The sequence below is a fragment of the Labrys sedimenti genome (genome assembly GCF_034424805.1).
GTDB lineage: Bacteria > Pseudomonadota > Alphaproteobacteria > Rhizobiales > Labraceae > Labrys > Labrys sedimenti.
The window spans coordinates 21,685-37,292 of record NZ_JAXOUF010000009.1 but is presented as its reverse complement, the minus strand read 5'-3'; the positions used below and the strand labels follow the sequence as shown (position 1 = coordinate 37,292).

The following is a 15,608-nucleotide window of genomic DNA, read 5'->3' as shown; positions in this document are numbered from 1 at the left end:
GGGAAGCGACGCCCGATCGCTGCCGTCGCGAGGCAGCCGCCTGGCCGGCCGGACGATCACGCCGCTGGGAAGCCGATGGAAGTCTTCAACTATCCTGCCTGGAACCTGATTTCCTTCGAGCGCGGCTCCGCCATCCCCCTCTACCAGCAGCTTTTCGCCCAGTTGCGTGGATTGATCGCCGACGGACGGATCCCCCGCGGCGCACGCCTGCCGCCGAGCCGCATGCTGTCGGACGAACTCGCCATCTCCCGCAGCACGGTGGTGTTGGCCTATGAGAAACTGGCGACGGAAGGTTATCTGCAGAAGCGCGTCGGTTCCGGCACCTTCGTGGAACAGGTCTTTCCGGAAGATCACGTGCTGCGTCCGGCGATCATCCAGCCCGCCGGCAAGCGCCGCTCCGCTCGTCCTTCGGTACACGCCGAAGCACTGCTCGCCTTGGACGTTCCACCGGAGCGCATCGAGAGATTCGGCCTCAGCCCCGGCATCCCCGCCCTCAACGAACTCCCCTACGAGGTCTTCGCGCGCCTTGCCGGGCAGCATTGGCGTGCCCATGCCGCCTCGCATACGGGCTACGACTATACCCGAGCAACACTGCCGCTCGGCCGGCAGATCGCCGCCTATCTCGAGGAGACGCGCGGCATCCTCTGCCACCCCGAACAGGTCATCATCCTCTCCAGCACGGTGCAGACGGCTGCCATGGCTGCCAATGTGCTGATGAACCAGGGCGAGCGCGTCCTGCTGGAGGACCCCTGCCATGTCACCCAACTGGCAACACTGACGGCCTGTGGCCTCAGAGTTGAGCCCGTCCCCGTCGACGACCAAGGCTTCGACATCACCGCCATCATCAGATCCAGCCTGCCGGCTCGGCTTGCCATCGTCTCATCGGTCGAGCAGTTCCCCTTCGGCTGCACCATGTCCGCGCCGCGCCGACAGGCCCTGCTTGATTGGGCCGTGGCGGAGGATGGCTGGATCCTGGAGGATGATTTCAACAGCGAGATACGCTGGTCGGGTGCGCCGGTTGCTCCACTCTATGCCGGCAATTCCGGTCGTGTGATCTATACCAGCTCCTTCAACCGCGTGCTGGCGCCCGGGCTGAGGCTCGCCTATCTGGTTGCCCCGCCGGAGTTGATCGAGGCCTTCAAGCTGGCCCAGCGCATCTTTTCCTTCTACGCGCCACTGCCCGACCAGGCTCTTGTCACCGAATTCATGAGTTCGGGCCATTTTGCCTCGCATCTGCGGCGCATGCGGGCGATCTACCGCGAAAGAGCGGGGACACTGGCGGACTGCCTGCGAGACCGGCTCGGCAGCGATTTCATCGTTCCCGACGTCAGGGCCGGGCTCCACCTCACCATCCGGTCGCATCAGCCATTCGACGACCGCGCCGTCTCGAAGAGGCTGCTCGATCACGAAATGGACTGCCCGCCCCTCTCGCGCTACTGCCGCAGCGCACTGAAGCGGTACGGCTTCGTGCTCGGCTTCGGCAACAATCCGGTCAAGCGCATCCGCCGCTATGCCGAAATCCTGGCCCGCACCATTGAAGAGCTCGCCTGACGCTTCGTTCCCGCAGCGAAATTGGACTGTATCACCACCGGAAATTGGCTCTTGGGCGCGGCCGGCAAGTCGCCCAATCTCGTGCGAACACCACCGCGCTATAGCGTTTTGCGATTTGAAGGCCTCACCAAGAATCGCAAAGACGCGTCCAACCAAAGAGCCAGGGCAAATAAGCGTTCGCACTTGAACGCGTTTTGCTCTGGAGCACGGGAAATTCCATGGGGAATCAAGAACAAGTCGTGCTTCGCGCGACGGGTATTCGCAAGAGTTTCGGGACCCTGGAGGTGCTGAGCGGCGTCGATCTCACCGCCCGTACCCATGACGTCATCTCGATGATCGGTGCCTCCGGCTCGGGCAAGAGCACCTTCCTGCGCTGCATGAACCTCCTGGAGATTCCGAGCGCCGGCGCCATCGCCGTGGAAGGCGAGGAGATCACCCTCGACCGTCGCGGCGACCGCACCAGGCTCAACGCCAGGCAGATCAACCGCCTGCGCAGCCGCATGGGCATGGTGTTCCAGAACTTCAATCTGTGGAGCCAGCTCACCGTCCTGGAGAACGTCACCATCGCCCCGATCAAGGTGCTGGGCCTGTCCAAGCGCGAGGCGCTGGAGCGGGGCGAGGCCTATCTCGCCAAGGTCGGCCTGTGGGAAAAGCGCGGGCATTATCCGGCCCATATTTCCGGCGGGCAGCAGCAGCGCGTCGCCATCGCGCGGGCCCTCGCCATGGAGCCCCGGCTGATGCTGTTCGACGAGCCGACCTCGGCCCTCGATCCCGAACTAGTCGGCGAGGTGCTCGGCGTCATGCGTACCTTGGCCGAGGAAGGCCGCACCATGATCGTGGTCACCCACGAAATGGCCTTCGCCCGCGAGATCTCGGCAGAAGTCGTCTTCCTGCACAAGGGCGTGATCGAGGAGCGCGGCCCACCGGCCGAGGTGTTCGGCGCCCCGAAATCCGAGCGCTGCCGCGCCTTTCTGCAGCGCGTGCTCTGACGGGACATCCAGAACTTCGAGAACAATGGAGGGGAATTCCATGAAGAAGATCACCGTGCTCATGGCTGCCGGCGCCCTTGCCTGCCTGGCGACCATGGCCCAGGCCCGCGAGCTCAGGGTCGGCAGCGAATGCACCTATCCGCCTTTCAACTTCAAGGATGCCAGCGGCACGCTGCAGGGTTTCGACGTCGACGTCGCCCGGGAAGTGGGCAAGCGGATCGGCGCCGATATCAGTTTCGTCTGCCAGCCCTTCGACTCGCTGATCCCGGCGCTGATGGCCGGCAAGTTCGACCTCTTGGCCGCCAGCATGTCGATCACCGCCGAGCGCAAGAAGAGCATCGAGTTCAGCCTGCCCTACCGTTCCTCCACCGCCCGCTTCATCGCGGCCAAGGGCACCGACCTCGCGCCGCTCACGGCCGACGGCAAGGCCAATCCGGACGGAATCAAGGGCAAGGCGATCGCCATCCAGCGCTCGTCGACCTATGAGAAATACATGCGCGAGAAGTTCCCCGATGCGGACATCGTGCTCTACGACACCGTCGACAACATGCTGCTGGATCTCACGTCCAAGCGCGTCGATCTCGTCTTCGCCGGGCCGATCAAGCTGGCCCAGGACTTCCTCGATAAGCCGCGCGGCAAGGACTATGCCTTTGTCGGCCCCGAGATCAACGACGTGGAATTCTTCGGCCCCGGCGTCGGCATCGGCCTGAGGAAGGACGACCCCAAGCTGCGCGACGAGGTCGACGGAGCCCTGAAGGCGATGTTCGCCGACGGCGCCTTCAAGGCCATCAACGACAAATACTGGTCGTTCAGCGTGCTGCCGGCGGCAACCCAGTAGGGCAATTCTCGCAAGCAAGATTCCGTCATCCCCGGCCGAGCGAAGCGAGTGGAAGGGGATCCAGGGACCATTAGTCGAGCCCTTCGGCCCCTGGATCCCCTTCCCTCGGCCTACGGCCTCGCCGGGGATGACATGTCTTCCAATCCCGCCGTCGGAGCGTGTTGGCCATGGATTTCTTCTTGGGCTGGGGGACGCAGATCGCCTTCGGCTTGCTGGTAACCATCGAGGTCGCCGTGCTCTCGCTGCTGCTCGGCTTTGTCTGGGCCATGCTGGGGGCGCTGGCGCAATTGTCCCCGAACGCCTTCCTGCGCGGCGTCGGCCGGGGTTTTGCCGTGGTCGTGCGCGGCACGCCCGAACTCCTGATCATCCTCATCGTCTATTTCGGCGGCACCGTCGCGCTCACCGCCCTGATGAAGGCGATCCGGCCCGATGCCGCCTATGTCGAGATCCCGGCTTTGCCGGCGGGCGTCTTCGCGCTCAGCCTCGTCTTCGGCGGCTACGCCTCGGAGGTGCTGCGCGGTGCCTTCCTGGCTCTCCCGAAAGGCGAGGTCGAAGCCGCCCAGGCCTTCGGCATGTCGTCCCTGGCCAGCTTCATCCATATCCGCCTGCCCCTGATGTGGCGCTATGCCCTGCCGGGCCTCGGCAACAACTGGATCTCCCTGATCAAGGACACCTCGCTGATCTCGATCGTCGGCCTGGAGGAGATCATGCGTGTCAGCTCCATGGCGACCTCCGTGGCGGGTGACCCCTTCCGCTTCTACGTCATCGCCGCCTTCGCCTATCTCATCCTGACCATCGTCAACACCTCGGCGGTGGACGCCCTCGAGCGCTGGGCCGCGCGCGGCGAAAGGAAGCTCGCGCAATGAACCTCGATCTCATGCTCGAAAGCTTGCCGGCCCTGCTCAAGGGCACGGCAATCACGCTGCAGCTCCTGGCCGCTTCGCTCGCCTGCGGCATGCTCATCGCCATTCCGGTGGCGATCCTGCGCATCAACGGCAACGCCGTGGTGCGCCTGATCCTGCATTGCTACATCTATTTCTTCCGGGGCACGCCGCTGCTGGTCCAGATCTTCCTGGTCTATTACGGCCTCGCCCAGTTCGATGTGGTGCGCGACAGTGCCCTCTGGCCCTATCTGCGCCAGGCTTGGGTCTGCGCCATCCTCACCTTCAGCCTGAACACCGCCGCCTATACCGCCTATATCCTGCGCGGCGCGATCCAGGCGGTGCCGGCCGGCGAGATCGAGGCGGCCAGGGCCTGCGGCATGTCGACCACCCTCGCCTATCGCAGCATCATCCTGCCGCACGCCTTCCGCCTGGCCTTGCCGGCCTACGGCAACGAGGTCGTCAGCATGCTGAAGTCGACCTCCCTCGCCAGCACCATCACCGTGATGGAGCTCACCGGCGTCGCCAACACCATCGTGGCGCGCACCTTCGCCCCCTACGAGCTCTTCATCACCGCCGCGCTGATCTATCTCGCCATCACCTATGTCCTCACCTCGGCCCTGCGTGCGCTCGAGCACCGGCTGAGCCGGCACAGGCGCCCCCTCGTCCAGTCGCGTACCAACCTTTCCGAAAGCTCCCATGCAACGACCTGACCTCGAATCCTTCGCCGGCTTCGCCGATTCTCTCGCCGATGCCAGCGGCGCCATCATCCGCGAGGCCTTGGCCAACCAGCGCGATTTCCTCACCAAGGATGACGCCAGCCCGGTCACCGAGATCGATCGCCGGGTGGAAGCGCGGCTGCGCGAGGAGATCATGCGCCAACATCCAGGGCACGGCATTCTCGGCGAGGAATTCGAATCAACCGACCTCGACGCCGAATGGGTCTGGGTGATCGATCCAATCGACGGCACCAAGGCCTTCATCACCGGCCTACCGACCTTCGGCACGCTGGTAGCCCTCGCTTATCGCGGCGTGCCGGTGCTCGGCGTGATCGACAATCCCGTCACGCGCGAGCGTTGGATCGGCGCCGACGGCGTTCCCAGCACGCTGAACGGCAGGCCCATCCGCACGCGGGCCTGCACCGAGCTGACAAACGCCATCCTCGCCAACGGCAATCCCGAGCCCTTCGACGCGGCCGAGCAGGCCGCCTTCCAGGACCTGCGCAGCCGGACTCGCTGGTGCGTCTATGGCGGCGGCTGCCATGCCTATGGCCGCGTCGCCGACGGCGCGCTCGACATAAGCACCGATGGCGGGCTCGACGCCTTCGACTATTGCGCGCTCGCGCCCATCGTCCGCAATGCCGGTGGTGCCATCAGCACCTGGCAGGGCGAGGAACTGACCATCCGCTCCGGCCGCCAGGCCATCGCCGCCAGCGCCACGCCTGCCCTGCATGAGCAGGTGCTCGCCTGCCTGGCCACGCAGGCGCCCATCCAGCGCGCCAGCCGCTGACGCCGGCGGAAAGGATCTGACCATGACCACAACCACTTGGGACATCGAAGCCGTCCGGTCTACTTTCCCGGCGCTTTCGCTTCGCGACGACGGCAAGCCGCGCATCTATCTCGACGCGCCCGGCGGGTCGCAGGTTCCCCGCCGCGTCGTCGACGCGATGACGCGGGTGCTTGTCGACAGCTGCGCCAATGAAGGCGGCGCCTTCCGCACCTCGCAGGACAGCGACCGCATCCTCGCCGAGGCGCATCAGGCTGCCGGGGCTTTCCTGGGCGCCGCAGCGGACGAGATCGTGTTCGGGCTCAACAGCACCTCGCTGCTCTTCCACTTCTCGCGCATGGTGGCGCGCGACTGGCGGGCCGGCGACGAGATCGTCCTCACGCGCATGGACCATGACGGCAATGTCGGCCCGTGGCTGATCGCCGCCGAGGAGCGCGGCGTCACCGTCCGCTGGCTCGATTTCGACCCGGAGACCTTCGAATATCGCTACGAGGCGCTCGACCGGCTGATCGGGCCGCGTACCCGGCTGGTGGCCTGCAACCACGCCAGCAACATGTTCGGCACCATCAACGACGTCGCCCGCATCGTGGCTGCCGGCAAGACGGTCGGCGCGGTGACCATGGTGGACGCCGTACAGTCCTCCCCGCACATCCCGGTCGACGTCAAGGCGATCGGCTGCGACCTTCTCGCCTGCTCGGCCTATAAATTCTTCGGCCCGCATGCCGGCGTGCTCTATATCAGCGCCGAACTGCGCGATCGCCTGGTCCCCCTCAAGGTCCGTCCTGCCTCGACCGATATGCCCTGGCGCTTCGCGCCGGGCACGGCTTCCTTCGAGACACTGGCCGGTACGCAGGCCGCCATCGAGCATATGGCCTGGCTTGGCGAGGCCTTCGGTGGCGTGGGGGCGAACCAGCCGCTTCGGGCCCGGATCGTGGCTGGCCTTCAGGCCGCCACGGCCTATGAAGCCGTCCTCATGGACCGCTTCCTCGCCGGCCTCGCTGCTATCGAAGGGCTCAAGCTCTTCGGCATCGCCAGCCGCAACCGGCTCGATGCCCGGGTGCCGACCTTCAGCTTCCGACTGGAAGGCCGGACACCGCAGGCGACCATAGAGCACCTGGCTGCCCACAACATCTTCGGCTGGGCCGGCGATTTCTACGCCCATGAGGCGTCAGGTGCCCTCGGCCTGCGCGAGACCGGTGGCGTCGCCCGCCTCGGCTTGTCGCACTACACCAGCACGGCCGAAATCGACGCCACACTCGAAGCGCTCGCCCGCTTCGCGGCAAAGTCCTGAGCAGGAGGATGCAGCAATGAAATATGCCCGTATGGTGATCGAAAAGGAGGCGCCGGAGGAATATGGCTATGACCGTATCCGCTACAACCTCTCCGAAAGCTCGGTCCGCGATCGCAAACTCTCGGATTTCGGCCTCGATATCCCCGATCTCACGCTGTTCTATGGCGAGCATCGCGGCGAGGAGCGCCTGCGCCGCCTGATCGCCGCGCAGGCCGAGGGCCTCTCGTCCGGCGACGTGCTCGTGACCGCGGGCGCGGCCGGCGCCCTCTTCATCATCGCCACCACGCTGCTGTCGCCGAGCGACCATCTCGTGGTGGTCCGGCCCAATTACGCCACCAATATCGAGACGCCGCGCGCCATCGGCTGCGCCATCACCTATGTCGACCTCGATTTCGACAAGGGCTTCACACTCGACCTCGCCAAGGTGGCGCAGGCCATCAGGCCGCAGACCCGCTATGTCAGCGTGACCTGCCCGCATAATCCGACCGGCACCATGCTGAGCCGCGCCGATCTCGATGGGCTGATCGCCCTGGTCGAACGGGCGGGCTGCAAGCTGCTGGTCGACGAAACCTATGGCGACCTCAGCCATGGCGGGATCCTGCCGATGGCGGCCTCGCTCAGCCCCAGCGTCATCAGCGTCTCCTCGCTTTCCAAGGCATATGGCGTGCCAGGCATCCGCATTGGCTGGATCGTCACCCGCGATCCCCAACTCTATGAGCGGTTCCTCGCCGCAAAGGAGCAGATCGGCATCTGCGGCAGCGTGGTGGACGAATGGGTCGCCGGCAGCGTGCTCGAGCAGCGTGGCCCTTTCCTGAAGGAGCAGGCCAAGCTGATCGCCGAACGCCTTGCCATCATGCGCGACTGGATCGCCGGCGATCCCAAGCTCGAATGGGTCGAGCCCAAGGGCGGCGTGGTCTGCTTCCCGCGCTTTCGCCATCCGGCCGGCTTCGACTTCGACGCCTTCTACAGGGATCTGCTGGAAAGCTTCGGCACCTATGTCGGTCCCGGCCACTGGTTCGAAATGCCGCGCAACCATCTGCGCATCGGCTTTGCCTATCCGCTCGAGGACGAGCTGAAGCAGGGCCTGGCGCAGATTTCGGCCGCCATCCGCAAGCACGGCGCCTGAACGGGGCGAAGATGGCGAAACTCAAGGCCAGGGATCAGAAGGCACTGACGAGCGGCACCCCGCTTCGGCAGGTCGCCGCCCTGCCTTTTCGCCGGCGAAAAGGCGGCGGCATCGAGGTGCTGGTGCTCACCTCGCGCCAGACTCGCCGTTTCATCATCCCCAAAGGCTGGGCCGAAGGCCCCAAGACCTGGAAATGGGCCGAGCGCGAGGCGCTGGAAGAAGCCGGTATCCTCGGCAAGATCAAGCGCAAGCCGATCGGTCAATATCGCTACTGGAAGCGCTTCAAAAGCCATTTCGGCATGGTCGAGGTCGACGTCTATCCACTCAAGGTCGAGAACGAGCTCGACAGCTGGCCCGAAGAAACCCAGCGCCTGCGCAAATGGCTCTCGCCCGAGGAAGCCGCCCTGTTGATCGACGAGCCTCAGCTCGTCTCGCTCATCCGTAAATTCGCACGCTGAGAGGGTTGCGTTGGTCCATTCTGACTTTGCGCCCATGCAAAGCTGAATTGCCACACCGCACACCTTGGCAACCATGAGAGCGTCTCGCGATTGGCGGGAAACCACAAAAAGTCACAAGGGCACGTCGAAAAAATAGTTGGAGCAAAGCGCAGTTACACCTGAACACGCTTTGCTCCAACAGATGGAAGTCTGCCTGAAGGTAATACTCTAATGGACGGATCTCAGGATCCGCCCACCGAAAGCCTATGCGGCCGCCTTGGTGATGGCGTCGATCACCTCGTCCACGGCGGTCTCGACGGTCACGGGATCGTCAGCCTCGGCCATCACACGAATCACCGGTTCGGTGCCGGAGGGACGAATGACCAGGCGGCCGCCATCGCCGAGCTGCTTGCGCGCACCTTCGATGACGCTGGCCACCTTGGGATCATCCAGGACCTTGCGGCGGCGAATGCGCACATTCTTGAGGATCTGCGGCAGCGGGTCGAAGCGGTGGCAGACCTCGCTGACCGGGCGATCGGCCTTCTTGAGCACGGCCAGCACCTGCAGGGCGGCGACCAGGCCGTCGCCGGTGGTGGCGAAGTCCGACAGGATGATGTGGCCAGACTGCTCGCCGCCGACATTGTAGCCCTGCGCCCGCATGCGTTCGAGCACATAGCGATCGCCGACCGCCGTGCGCTCGAGCTGCAGGCCGAGCCCGCCGAGATAGCGCTCCAGGCCGAGATTGGACATCACCGTGGCGACGATGCCGGGCTGGGTGAGCTTGCCCTCGTCCTTCCAGTCCGAGGCGACCACCGCCATCAGCTGGTCGCCGTCGATGACATGTCCCTTTTCGTCGACCATCAGAACGCGATCGGCGTCGCCGTCGAGGGCAATGCCGATATCGCCCCTGAGATCCCGCACCTTCTGGGCGAGAGCCCTCGGCGCGGTCGAGCCGACATCCCGGTTGATGTTGAAACCGTCAGGTTCGACACCGATGGTGATCACGTCGGCGCCAAGTTCCCACAGGGCTTCGGGAGCGACCTTGTAGGCGGCGCCATTGGCGCAGTCGAGCACCACCCTCAGCCCATCGAGCCGCAGCCCGCGCGGCAAGGTGCGCTTGGCGAACTCGATGTAACGGGCATGCACATCGTCGATGCGGCGGGCCCGGCCGAGATCGCGCGAGCCGGCCAGCCGCGAGGAAAGATTGGTGTCGATCAGCGCCTCGATGGAGCGCTCGGTCTCGTCGGAGAGCTTGAAGCCGTCAGGACCGAACAGCTTGATGCCGTTGTCTTCATAGGGATTGTGGGAGGCCGAGATCATCACGCCGATATCGCAGCGCAGCGAGTTGGTGAGCATGGCCACGGCGGGCGTGGGCATCGGGCCCAGCAGCATCACGTCCACGCCGACGGCGGTAAAGCCCGCCACCAGGGCATTCTCGATCATATAGCCCGACAGGCGAGTATCCTTGCCGATCACCACGCGATGGCGGTGGTCGCCGCGCTGGAAGGCGAGGCCGGCCGCCATGCCGACCTTCATCGCCAGTTCCGGCGTAATAACACTATTGGCGAGGCCACGGATGCCGTCCGTGCCAAAATATTTGCGGCTCATGTGATAACCCTGAGATTTCGAGGCGTGGCTGCAGCGTCGTTTCTGCAATGCCTCAGTTATTGTTTCCGCGTTACTGATATTACCTGCAGAAGCATCGGGCCGGCCGAACCGCCTTTTCGAAGCGCCCTTCCGACCCGATACCGCGGTCTCATGAGCAAAGCACCCTCATCGCGGGCACGGCTTTGCTCCAACTCTCTGCTGCGGTGCGTCCTTGCAATTCAGGGGCTTCCCTATAAATCGCAAGGCGCTCTGACGATGCGCCCTACTCCACCGTCACGCTCTTGGCGAGGTTGCGCGGTTGATCGACATCTGCTCCGATCAGCACTGCCGCATGATAGGCCAGGAGCTGGATCGGCACGGAATAGACCAGCGGCGAGACCACCGACGGCATTGCCGGCATCACGATGGTCTTGGCTCCCGGAAGCGAAGCGGCCTTGGCCCCCTCCTCGTCGGTGATCAGGATGATGCGTCCGCCACGCGCGGCAACTTCCTGCATATTCGAGACGGTCTTCTCGAAGATCGCATCGAAGGGAGCGATCACCACCACCGGCATGCTCTCGTCGATGAGGGCGATCGGGCCATGCTTGAGTTCACCCGCGGCATAACCCTCGGCGTGGATGTAGCTGATTTCCTTGAGTTTCAGCGCGCCTTCCAGGGCGAGCGGGAAACTGGTGCCGCGGCCGAGATAGAGCACGTCCTTGGCCTTGGAAAGGTCGCGCGCGCAGGCCTCGATCTCATGATCGAGGCGGAGCGCCTCGGCCATCAGCCGGGGGGCCTCGATCAGGGCCTGCACCAGTTCCTTTTCCGCTTCGGGCGTCAGCGTCCCGCGGGCCTTGCCGGCACCGATCGCCAGGCAGGCCAGCACGGCCAGCTGGCAGGTGAAGGCCTTGGTGGAAGCGACGCCGATCTCAGGGCCGGCGAGCGTGCGCACCATCGCATCCGCCTCGCGCGACATCGTGGAGGTCGGCACGTTGACGACCGCAAGCGTGTGCTGGCCATTCTCCTGGCAGTAGCGCAAGGCCGCCATCGTGTCGGCGGTTTCGCCCGATTGGGAGACGAAAAGCGACAATCCGCCCTTTTCGAGCGGCGCTTCGCGATAGCGGAATTCGGAGGCGATATCGACCTCGACCGGCAGGCGGGCATAGCGCTCGAACCAGTATTTCGCCACCTGCCCGGCGAAGGACGCCGTACCACAGGCCGAGATGGTCAGGCGACTAAGATTCTTCCAGTCAAAAGGCAGATCTGGCAGGCGGACGGTTTCGCTGGTCATGTCGATCAGGGAAGCCAGGGTGTGGGAAATCACCTCGGGCTGCTCGTGGATCTCCTTGGCCATGAAGTGGCGATAATTGCCCTTCTCGACGATGGCCGCCGAAATCTCCGCTTTCTGGATCGGGCGCTCGACCTGATTGAACCCGGAGTCATAGATCGTTGCGGTAGAGCGGGTAATCACGACGCTATCGCCATCCTCAAGATAAGCGAAAGTATTCGTCAGTGGACCGAGGGCGATGGCATCCGATCCCAGGAACATCGCGCCATTGCCATAACCGACGGCCAGCGGCGGCCCCAGCCGGGCGCCGATGATGAGGTCGTCCTCCCCGGCAAACAGGAAGCCGAGCGAGAAGGCACCGCGAATACGCTTGAGGCAGGCCTGCACGGCCTCGATCGGCGACAGGCCCTTTTCCAGCTCGCGCGTGACGAAATGCGCGATGACCTCGGAATCGGTCTCCGACTGGAAATCGGCGCCATCTGCGCTCAATTCGTCCCGCAATTCGCGGAAATTCTCGATGATGCCGTTGTGAACGACGGCCACTCGCTCGGTCGCATGAGGATGGGCATTGTCCTCCGTCGGCCTGCCGTGCGTCGCCCACCGTGTATGGCCGATACCGCTGGTGCCCTTGAGCGGCGCCTGGCCGAGCTTGGCTTCGAGATTGACCAGCTTGCCCTCGGCGCGCCGACGGACGATGGCACCGCCTTCCAGGGTCGCAATACCGGCGGAATCATACCCTCGATATTCCAGTCTTCGCAACGCATCCACCAGCGGCATAGCCACTGATTCGCTGCCAAGAACACAAACAATACCACACATGTGCTCTACCTTATCTTGGTCCGAATCAAAACAATGGTGTTTTCGATTAAGGAACTCTGGATAGAAGGCATATTCAAAATGCCTTACGTTTTGTAACGACAGACGGCCGCAACCCGTCCCGGCCCGAAGCCGCAGGACGAATTTTGCCAGACATTCGAGCAAGCTTCCGGCACTTCACAAGGTGCCTGCCACCCCCTGCCGATTTGTTGTCATGGGACTGCTGGGCAATCGTCAAAATCCCTTGCCGCGACAGGCTGGTGTTGGATTACCCACCCTGCGGCGACCGGTCCGGACACAGCGCCAAAACACATGGAATGGCAGCCCGAAATCGAGCCGCTTCATACTTCCCTGCCTCGCAACTGATCACACCCCGGTCATAAAAGATTCATCAAGATTCAGCCCAGCAAACTCAATACACACAATATGGTCAGAATATGGTCAGTGTAAATACAGCATATTTCTTCTTTTATACCCATTTTGTTCATATAGATGAACAAAATGGGGTTTTATCAGCCTATTTGCAATCATTCAAAGCTGGCTTCACCAAGGGGAGAACATTATAAGCTTGCAATCCATTTTAGATGAGTCTAAAACGCCGACTCGCTGAGGTTGACAATGCCATAGGTACTGATGAATCGTGCCGTATGGAGCATTGGTTGAATCGGAGGACGGATGGCGAAAGTGGCCTGTGCGCTATCGATGTTTCAGGGCGCAGCAGTTCCCTTCGCTCACGCTGCCCATCCAACAGCCAGAGCCCCGACGCCTTGTCCGGCTGCGCGGACATTGCTGCAACGCAACATCCGCAAAGCCTGTAGGGAGCGGCGCCTCGGTGCGGTCATGCATGTCGGTCCATCGCCATGCGCCGTAACCACCAACCGTCCAAAACGGACATGATGCCGCCCGAGGGGAAAACGAGCGAAATTGGAATCTTTCAAAGAAACAGTCCAAATTTCTTTCTGTAGTCGCCTAGATAATCATCAGTTGAAAACCAAATAGTTGCCTTACTTGCGTCATTCTTTTGTAAAGATTATCTGATCTTTATGGAATTAGTGATTGAGTATGAACCTATACACGGGCAACCACGGGACAGGCACTTTTGAAACCTAACAGATTTCCATCGTCGGAGACCGCAGAGGTGCCTTTACTTGCGGTCCATGAAAATGGCCACGCTTGGTTTTCCGCTTCCGACGTCTATTCGCAAGCCGTGCGTGCCGAATGCGCCGATCTGGTCAAGCGGGCCGACAATGTCGAAACCGCCCAGGTCGCGCTGCCGCGCCTGAAATATCTGCTCTCCCGCTTTCCGGGGGAGTTGGACGTCAATCTTTCCCACGCTCTCGTCGCCGAGATGACCCGTGTCCGCGAGGGCATGCTGGAGCTGTGGACCGGCGTCCACGAAAAATTCCCCGATAATTACCGGGCCCTGCAATACCGCTTGCGCTGGCTGTCGCGGCATCAGCGCATTGCCGAGGGGCTCGAGATCCTCGAGCGTCACTACCCCGGCGTGCCCTCGGACGTCGATCGTCGCCTCGGCAAGGCCGAGCTTTTCGTCGAACTGCGCGAAATTACCAAGGCCAAGGCGCTGTTCGTCTCGACCCTGGCCGATTTCCCCGACTCCAAGAATGCGCCGCTCGTCTATGCCAAGCGGTTGCGCGAATGGGGAGAATTAACCGAAGCCCTGTTGATCCTGGACCGGCTGCTGGCGACCGGGCAAGCCCCCAAGAATGCCTCGGTCATGGCCGAGGAACTGCGCAAGGGCATGGAGGTCCTCGGCCGGCACGCACCGGACTGGCAGACCTGCGGCATCCCCGCACGCATCGTGGTGCTGAGGGCAGCCATCGACATCTTTCGCAACCGATCCGTGCGTGCGATGGCGCCAGGCCGGCTCGGCTCCGTCTCGCTCATCACGGGCAGCCTCGGCACCGGGGGCGCAGAACGTCAGCTTGCCCGAACCGCAGCCCGGCTGGAGCGCATCCGGCGCGAAGGCGGCAGCATCTCTGGCCGGCAGATCCGCGGTCCGATTCAGGTCGTGGTCAAGTCGCTCAGCCGTGAGAACAATCACGATTTCTTTCTGCCCATGATCGCTTGCGAGCAGGTCGAGGCCTACCAGATCGATAATATGACGCCGGCCCGCCCGGCGGAACTCGTGCCCGGGGAGAGTGATCTCCGGCATTTGCTGTCCCTGGTGCCGGTCCATGCGGCCTTCGGCACGCAACGCCTGGTCGAGCATTTTCGGCGGCACGAAACCGAGGTCGCCTATATCTGGCAGGACGGCGCCGTCCTGTTCGCTGCCCTTGCGGCACTCGTGGCCGGCGTCCCCCGCGTCGTCCTCAATGTACGCGGCCTGCCGCCGGTCTTGCGGCCCCATCTGTTCCGGGGTGAATATGAACCGATGTATCGGGCCCTGGCTCGGATTCCCGGCGTCGAGTTCATGAGCAACAGCCATGCAGCCGCCAAGGCCTATTGCGAGTGGCTCGACCTGCCGCAGGAGCGTTTCACCATCGTTCACAACGGGGTCGAGCACCTGCCGCCCGAGCCGAACGAGACCGATGAGGAACGCTGGCAGAAATTCCAGCGCCGCACCGCGGATGCCACCGAGACGATTGGCGGCGTCTTCCGCATTGACGTCGACAAACGTCCCGAACTCTGGATCGACTTCGTCCACGCCTACCATGAAGCCCGTCCGAACGCCCGCTTCGTTCTGGTCGGCAGCGGCCCTCTGCTGCCCCGCGTACGCCAGCGTGCAGCCGAACTCGGTATCGCTGACCGGATTCTGTTCGTAGGCCGTTCGGCCAGCGTCGGTTATTGGCTGGCGAAAATGGATGCCTTCGTGTTGCTGTCGCGTTTCGAAGGCCTGCCCAACGTTCTGATCGAAGCCCAGCTCGCTGGCATTCCGGTAGTAACCACGCCGGCCGGAGGCGCTTGCGAAACCTTCACACCGGGTGTGACGGGGCTGGCCACCGACACGGTCGAGGCGGTCGATCTCGAAGCCCTGTGCGCCAAGGTCGGGCATGTCGTCGACTGGCGGCATTCGGATCCGAGCCTTGCGGATCGCATCCGGCAAATTGCTTCCGAGCGTTTCTCCACCACCCTGATGGTGCAGCGAACCGTGGATTTGTTGGCAAGTCCGCCCGCGGCGGATCCTCCAGCCGAGCAACCGCGGAAATACAAGAGAGCCCGTGCCCGCTGAGCCCGTCATTGACGGCGCCCAGCGGCAAAAAAATCGCCAACATAAATTGATATAAATAAAACCTAAAATCACAATTAAATTTATAATTTCAAATATAATATCCCAAAT

General features: G+C 63.2%; 12 protein-coding genes. 10 read left to right on the top strand and 2 right to left on the bottom strand.

The genetic code is table 11. The features are described from left to right. The first annotated feature begins 75 nt into the window (after positions 1-75). The 9 genes from pdxR (at position 76) to U1R88_RS22790 (ending at position 8,640) form a co-directional block, all read left to right on the top strand. Complete coding sequence (gene pdxR / locus U1R88_RS22830; RefSeq protein WP_322433322.1) at positions 76-1,551, top strand: MocR-like pyridoxine biosynthesis transcription factor PdxR; 1,476 nt, start codon at positions 76-78, stop codon at positions 1,549-1,551. A gap of 218 nt (positions 1,552-1,769) precedes the next feature. Next, positions 1,770-2,540: an ABC transporter ATP-binding protein gene (locus tag U1R88_RS22825; protein WP_322433321.1), complete on the top strand. Its 771-nt coding sequence runs from the start codon at positions 1,770-1,772 to the stop codon at positions 2,538-2,540. Positions 2,541-2,580: 40 nt separating this feature from the next. Beyond that, positions 2,581-3,378 (top strand): ABC transporter substrate-binding protein, encoded by a 798-nt coding sequence (locus tag U1R88_RS22820; RefSeq protein WP_068289741.1) that lies wholly within the window; start codon positions 2,581-2,583, stop codon positions 3,376-3,378. A gap of 167 nt (positions 3,379-3,545) precedes the next feature. Continuing rightward, positions 3,546-4,244 (top strand): ABC transporter permease, encoded by a 699-nt coding sequence (locus U1R88_RS22815; protein ID WP_322433320.1) that lies wholly within the window; start codon positions 3,546-3,548, stop codon positions 4,242-4,244. After that, positions 4,241-4,972 carry an ABC transporter permease gene (locus U1R88_RS22810; protein ID WP_322433319.1) on the top strand — a complete coding sequence of 244 codons (732 nt, stop codon included), beginning with the start codon at positions 4,241-4,243 and terminating at the stop codon, positions 4,970-4,972. Before U1R88_RS22815 ends, U1R88_RS22810 begins: the two co-directional genes overlap by 4 nt. Next, on the top strand, positions 4,959-5,768 hold the full coding sequence (locus tag U1R88_RS22805; RefSeq protein ID WP_322433318.1) for an inositol monophosphatase family protein: 810 nt from the start codon (positions 4,959-4,961) through the stop codon (positions 5,766-5,768). Before U1R88_RS22810 ends, U1R88_RS22805 begins: the two co-directional genes overlap by 14 nt. Positions 5,769-5,790: 22 nt before the next feature. Further along, positions 5,791-7,056: a cysteine desulfurase-like protein gene (locus U1R88_RS22800; protein ID WP_322433317.1), complete on the top strand. Its 1,266-nt coding sequence runs from the start codon at positions 5,791-5,793 to the stop codon at positions 7,054-7,056. A gap of 16 nt (positions 7,057-7,072) precedes the next feature. Then, on the top strand, positions 7,073-8,182 hold the full coding sequence (locus U1R88_RS22795; RefSeq protein ID WP_322433316.1) for an aminotransferase class I/II-fold pyridoxal phosphate-dependent enzyme: 1,110 nt from the start codon (positions 7,073-7,075) through the stop codon (positions 8,180-8,182). An 11-nt stretch (positions 8,183-8,193) separates the two neighbouring features. Then, positions 8,194-8,640, top strand: a complete 447-nt coding sequence (locus U1R88_RS22790) for an NUDIX hydrolase (protein ID WP_149251894.1) — start codon at positions 8,194-8,196, stop codon at positions 8,638-8,640. A 243-nt stretch (positions 8,641-8,883) separates the two neighbouring features. Here the strand turns inward: U1R88_RS22790 and glmM are convergent, their stop codons facing one another. After that, positions 8,884-10,227: a phosphoglucosamine mutase gene (gene glmM / locus U1R88_RS22785; protein WP_322433315.1), complete on the bottom strand. Its 1,344-nt coding sequence runs from the start codon at positions 10,225-10,227 to the stop codon at positions 8,884-8,886. A gap of 262 nt (positions 10,228-10,489) precedes the next feature. Continuing rightward, a complete protein-coding gene (gene glmS, locus U1R88_RS22780) occupies positions 10,490-12,313 on the bottom strand; it encodes a glutamine--fructose-6-phosphate transaminase (isomerizing) (protein ID WP_322433314.1) in 1,824 nt (607 codons plus the stop codon). 1,135 nt (positions 12,314-13,448) lie between these two features. Here glmS and U1R88_RS22775 point away from each other — a divergent pair. Then, positions 13,449-15,500, top strand: a complete 2,052-nt coding sequence (locus U1R88_RS22775) for a glycosyltransferase (RefSeq protein WP_322433313.1) — start codon at positions 13,449-13,451, stop codon at positions 15,498-15,500. Positions 15,501-15,608 lie beyond the last annotated feature (108 nt).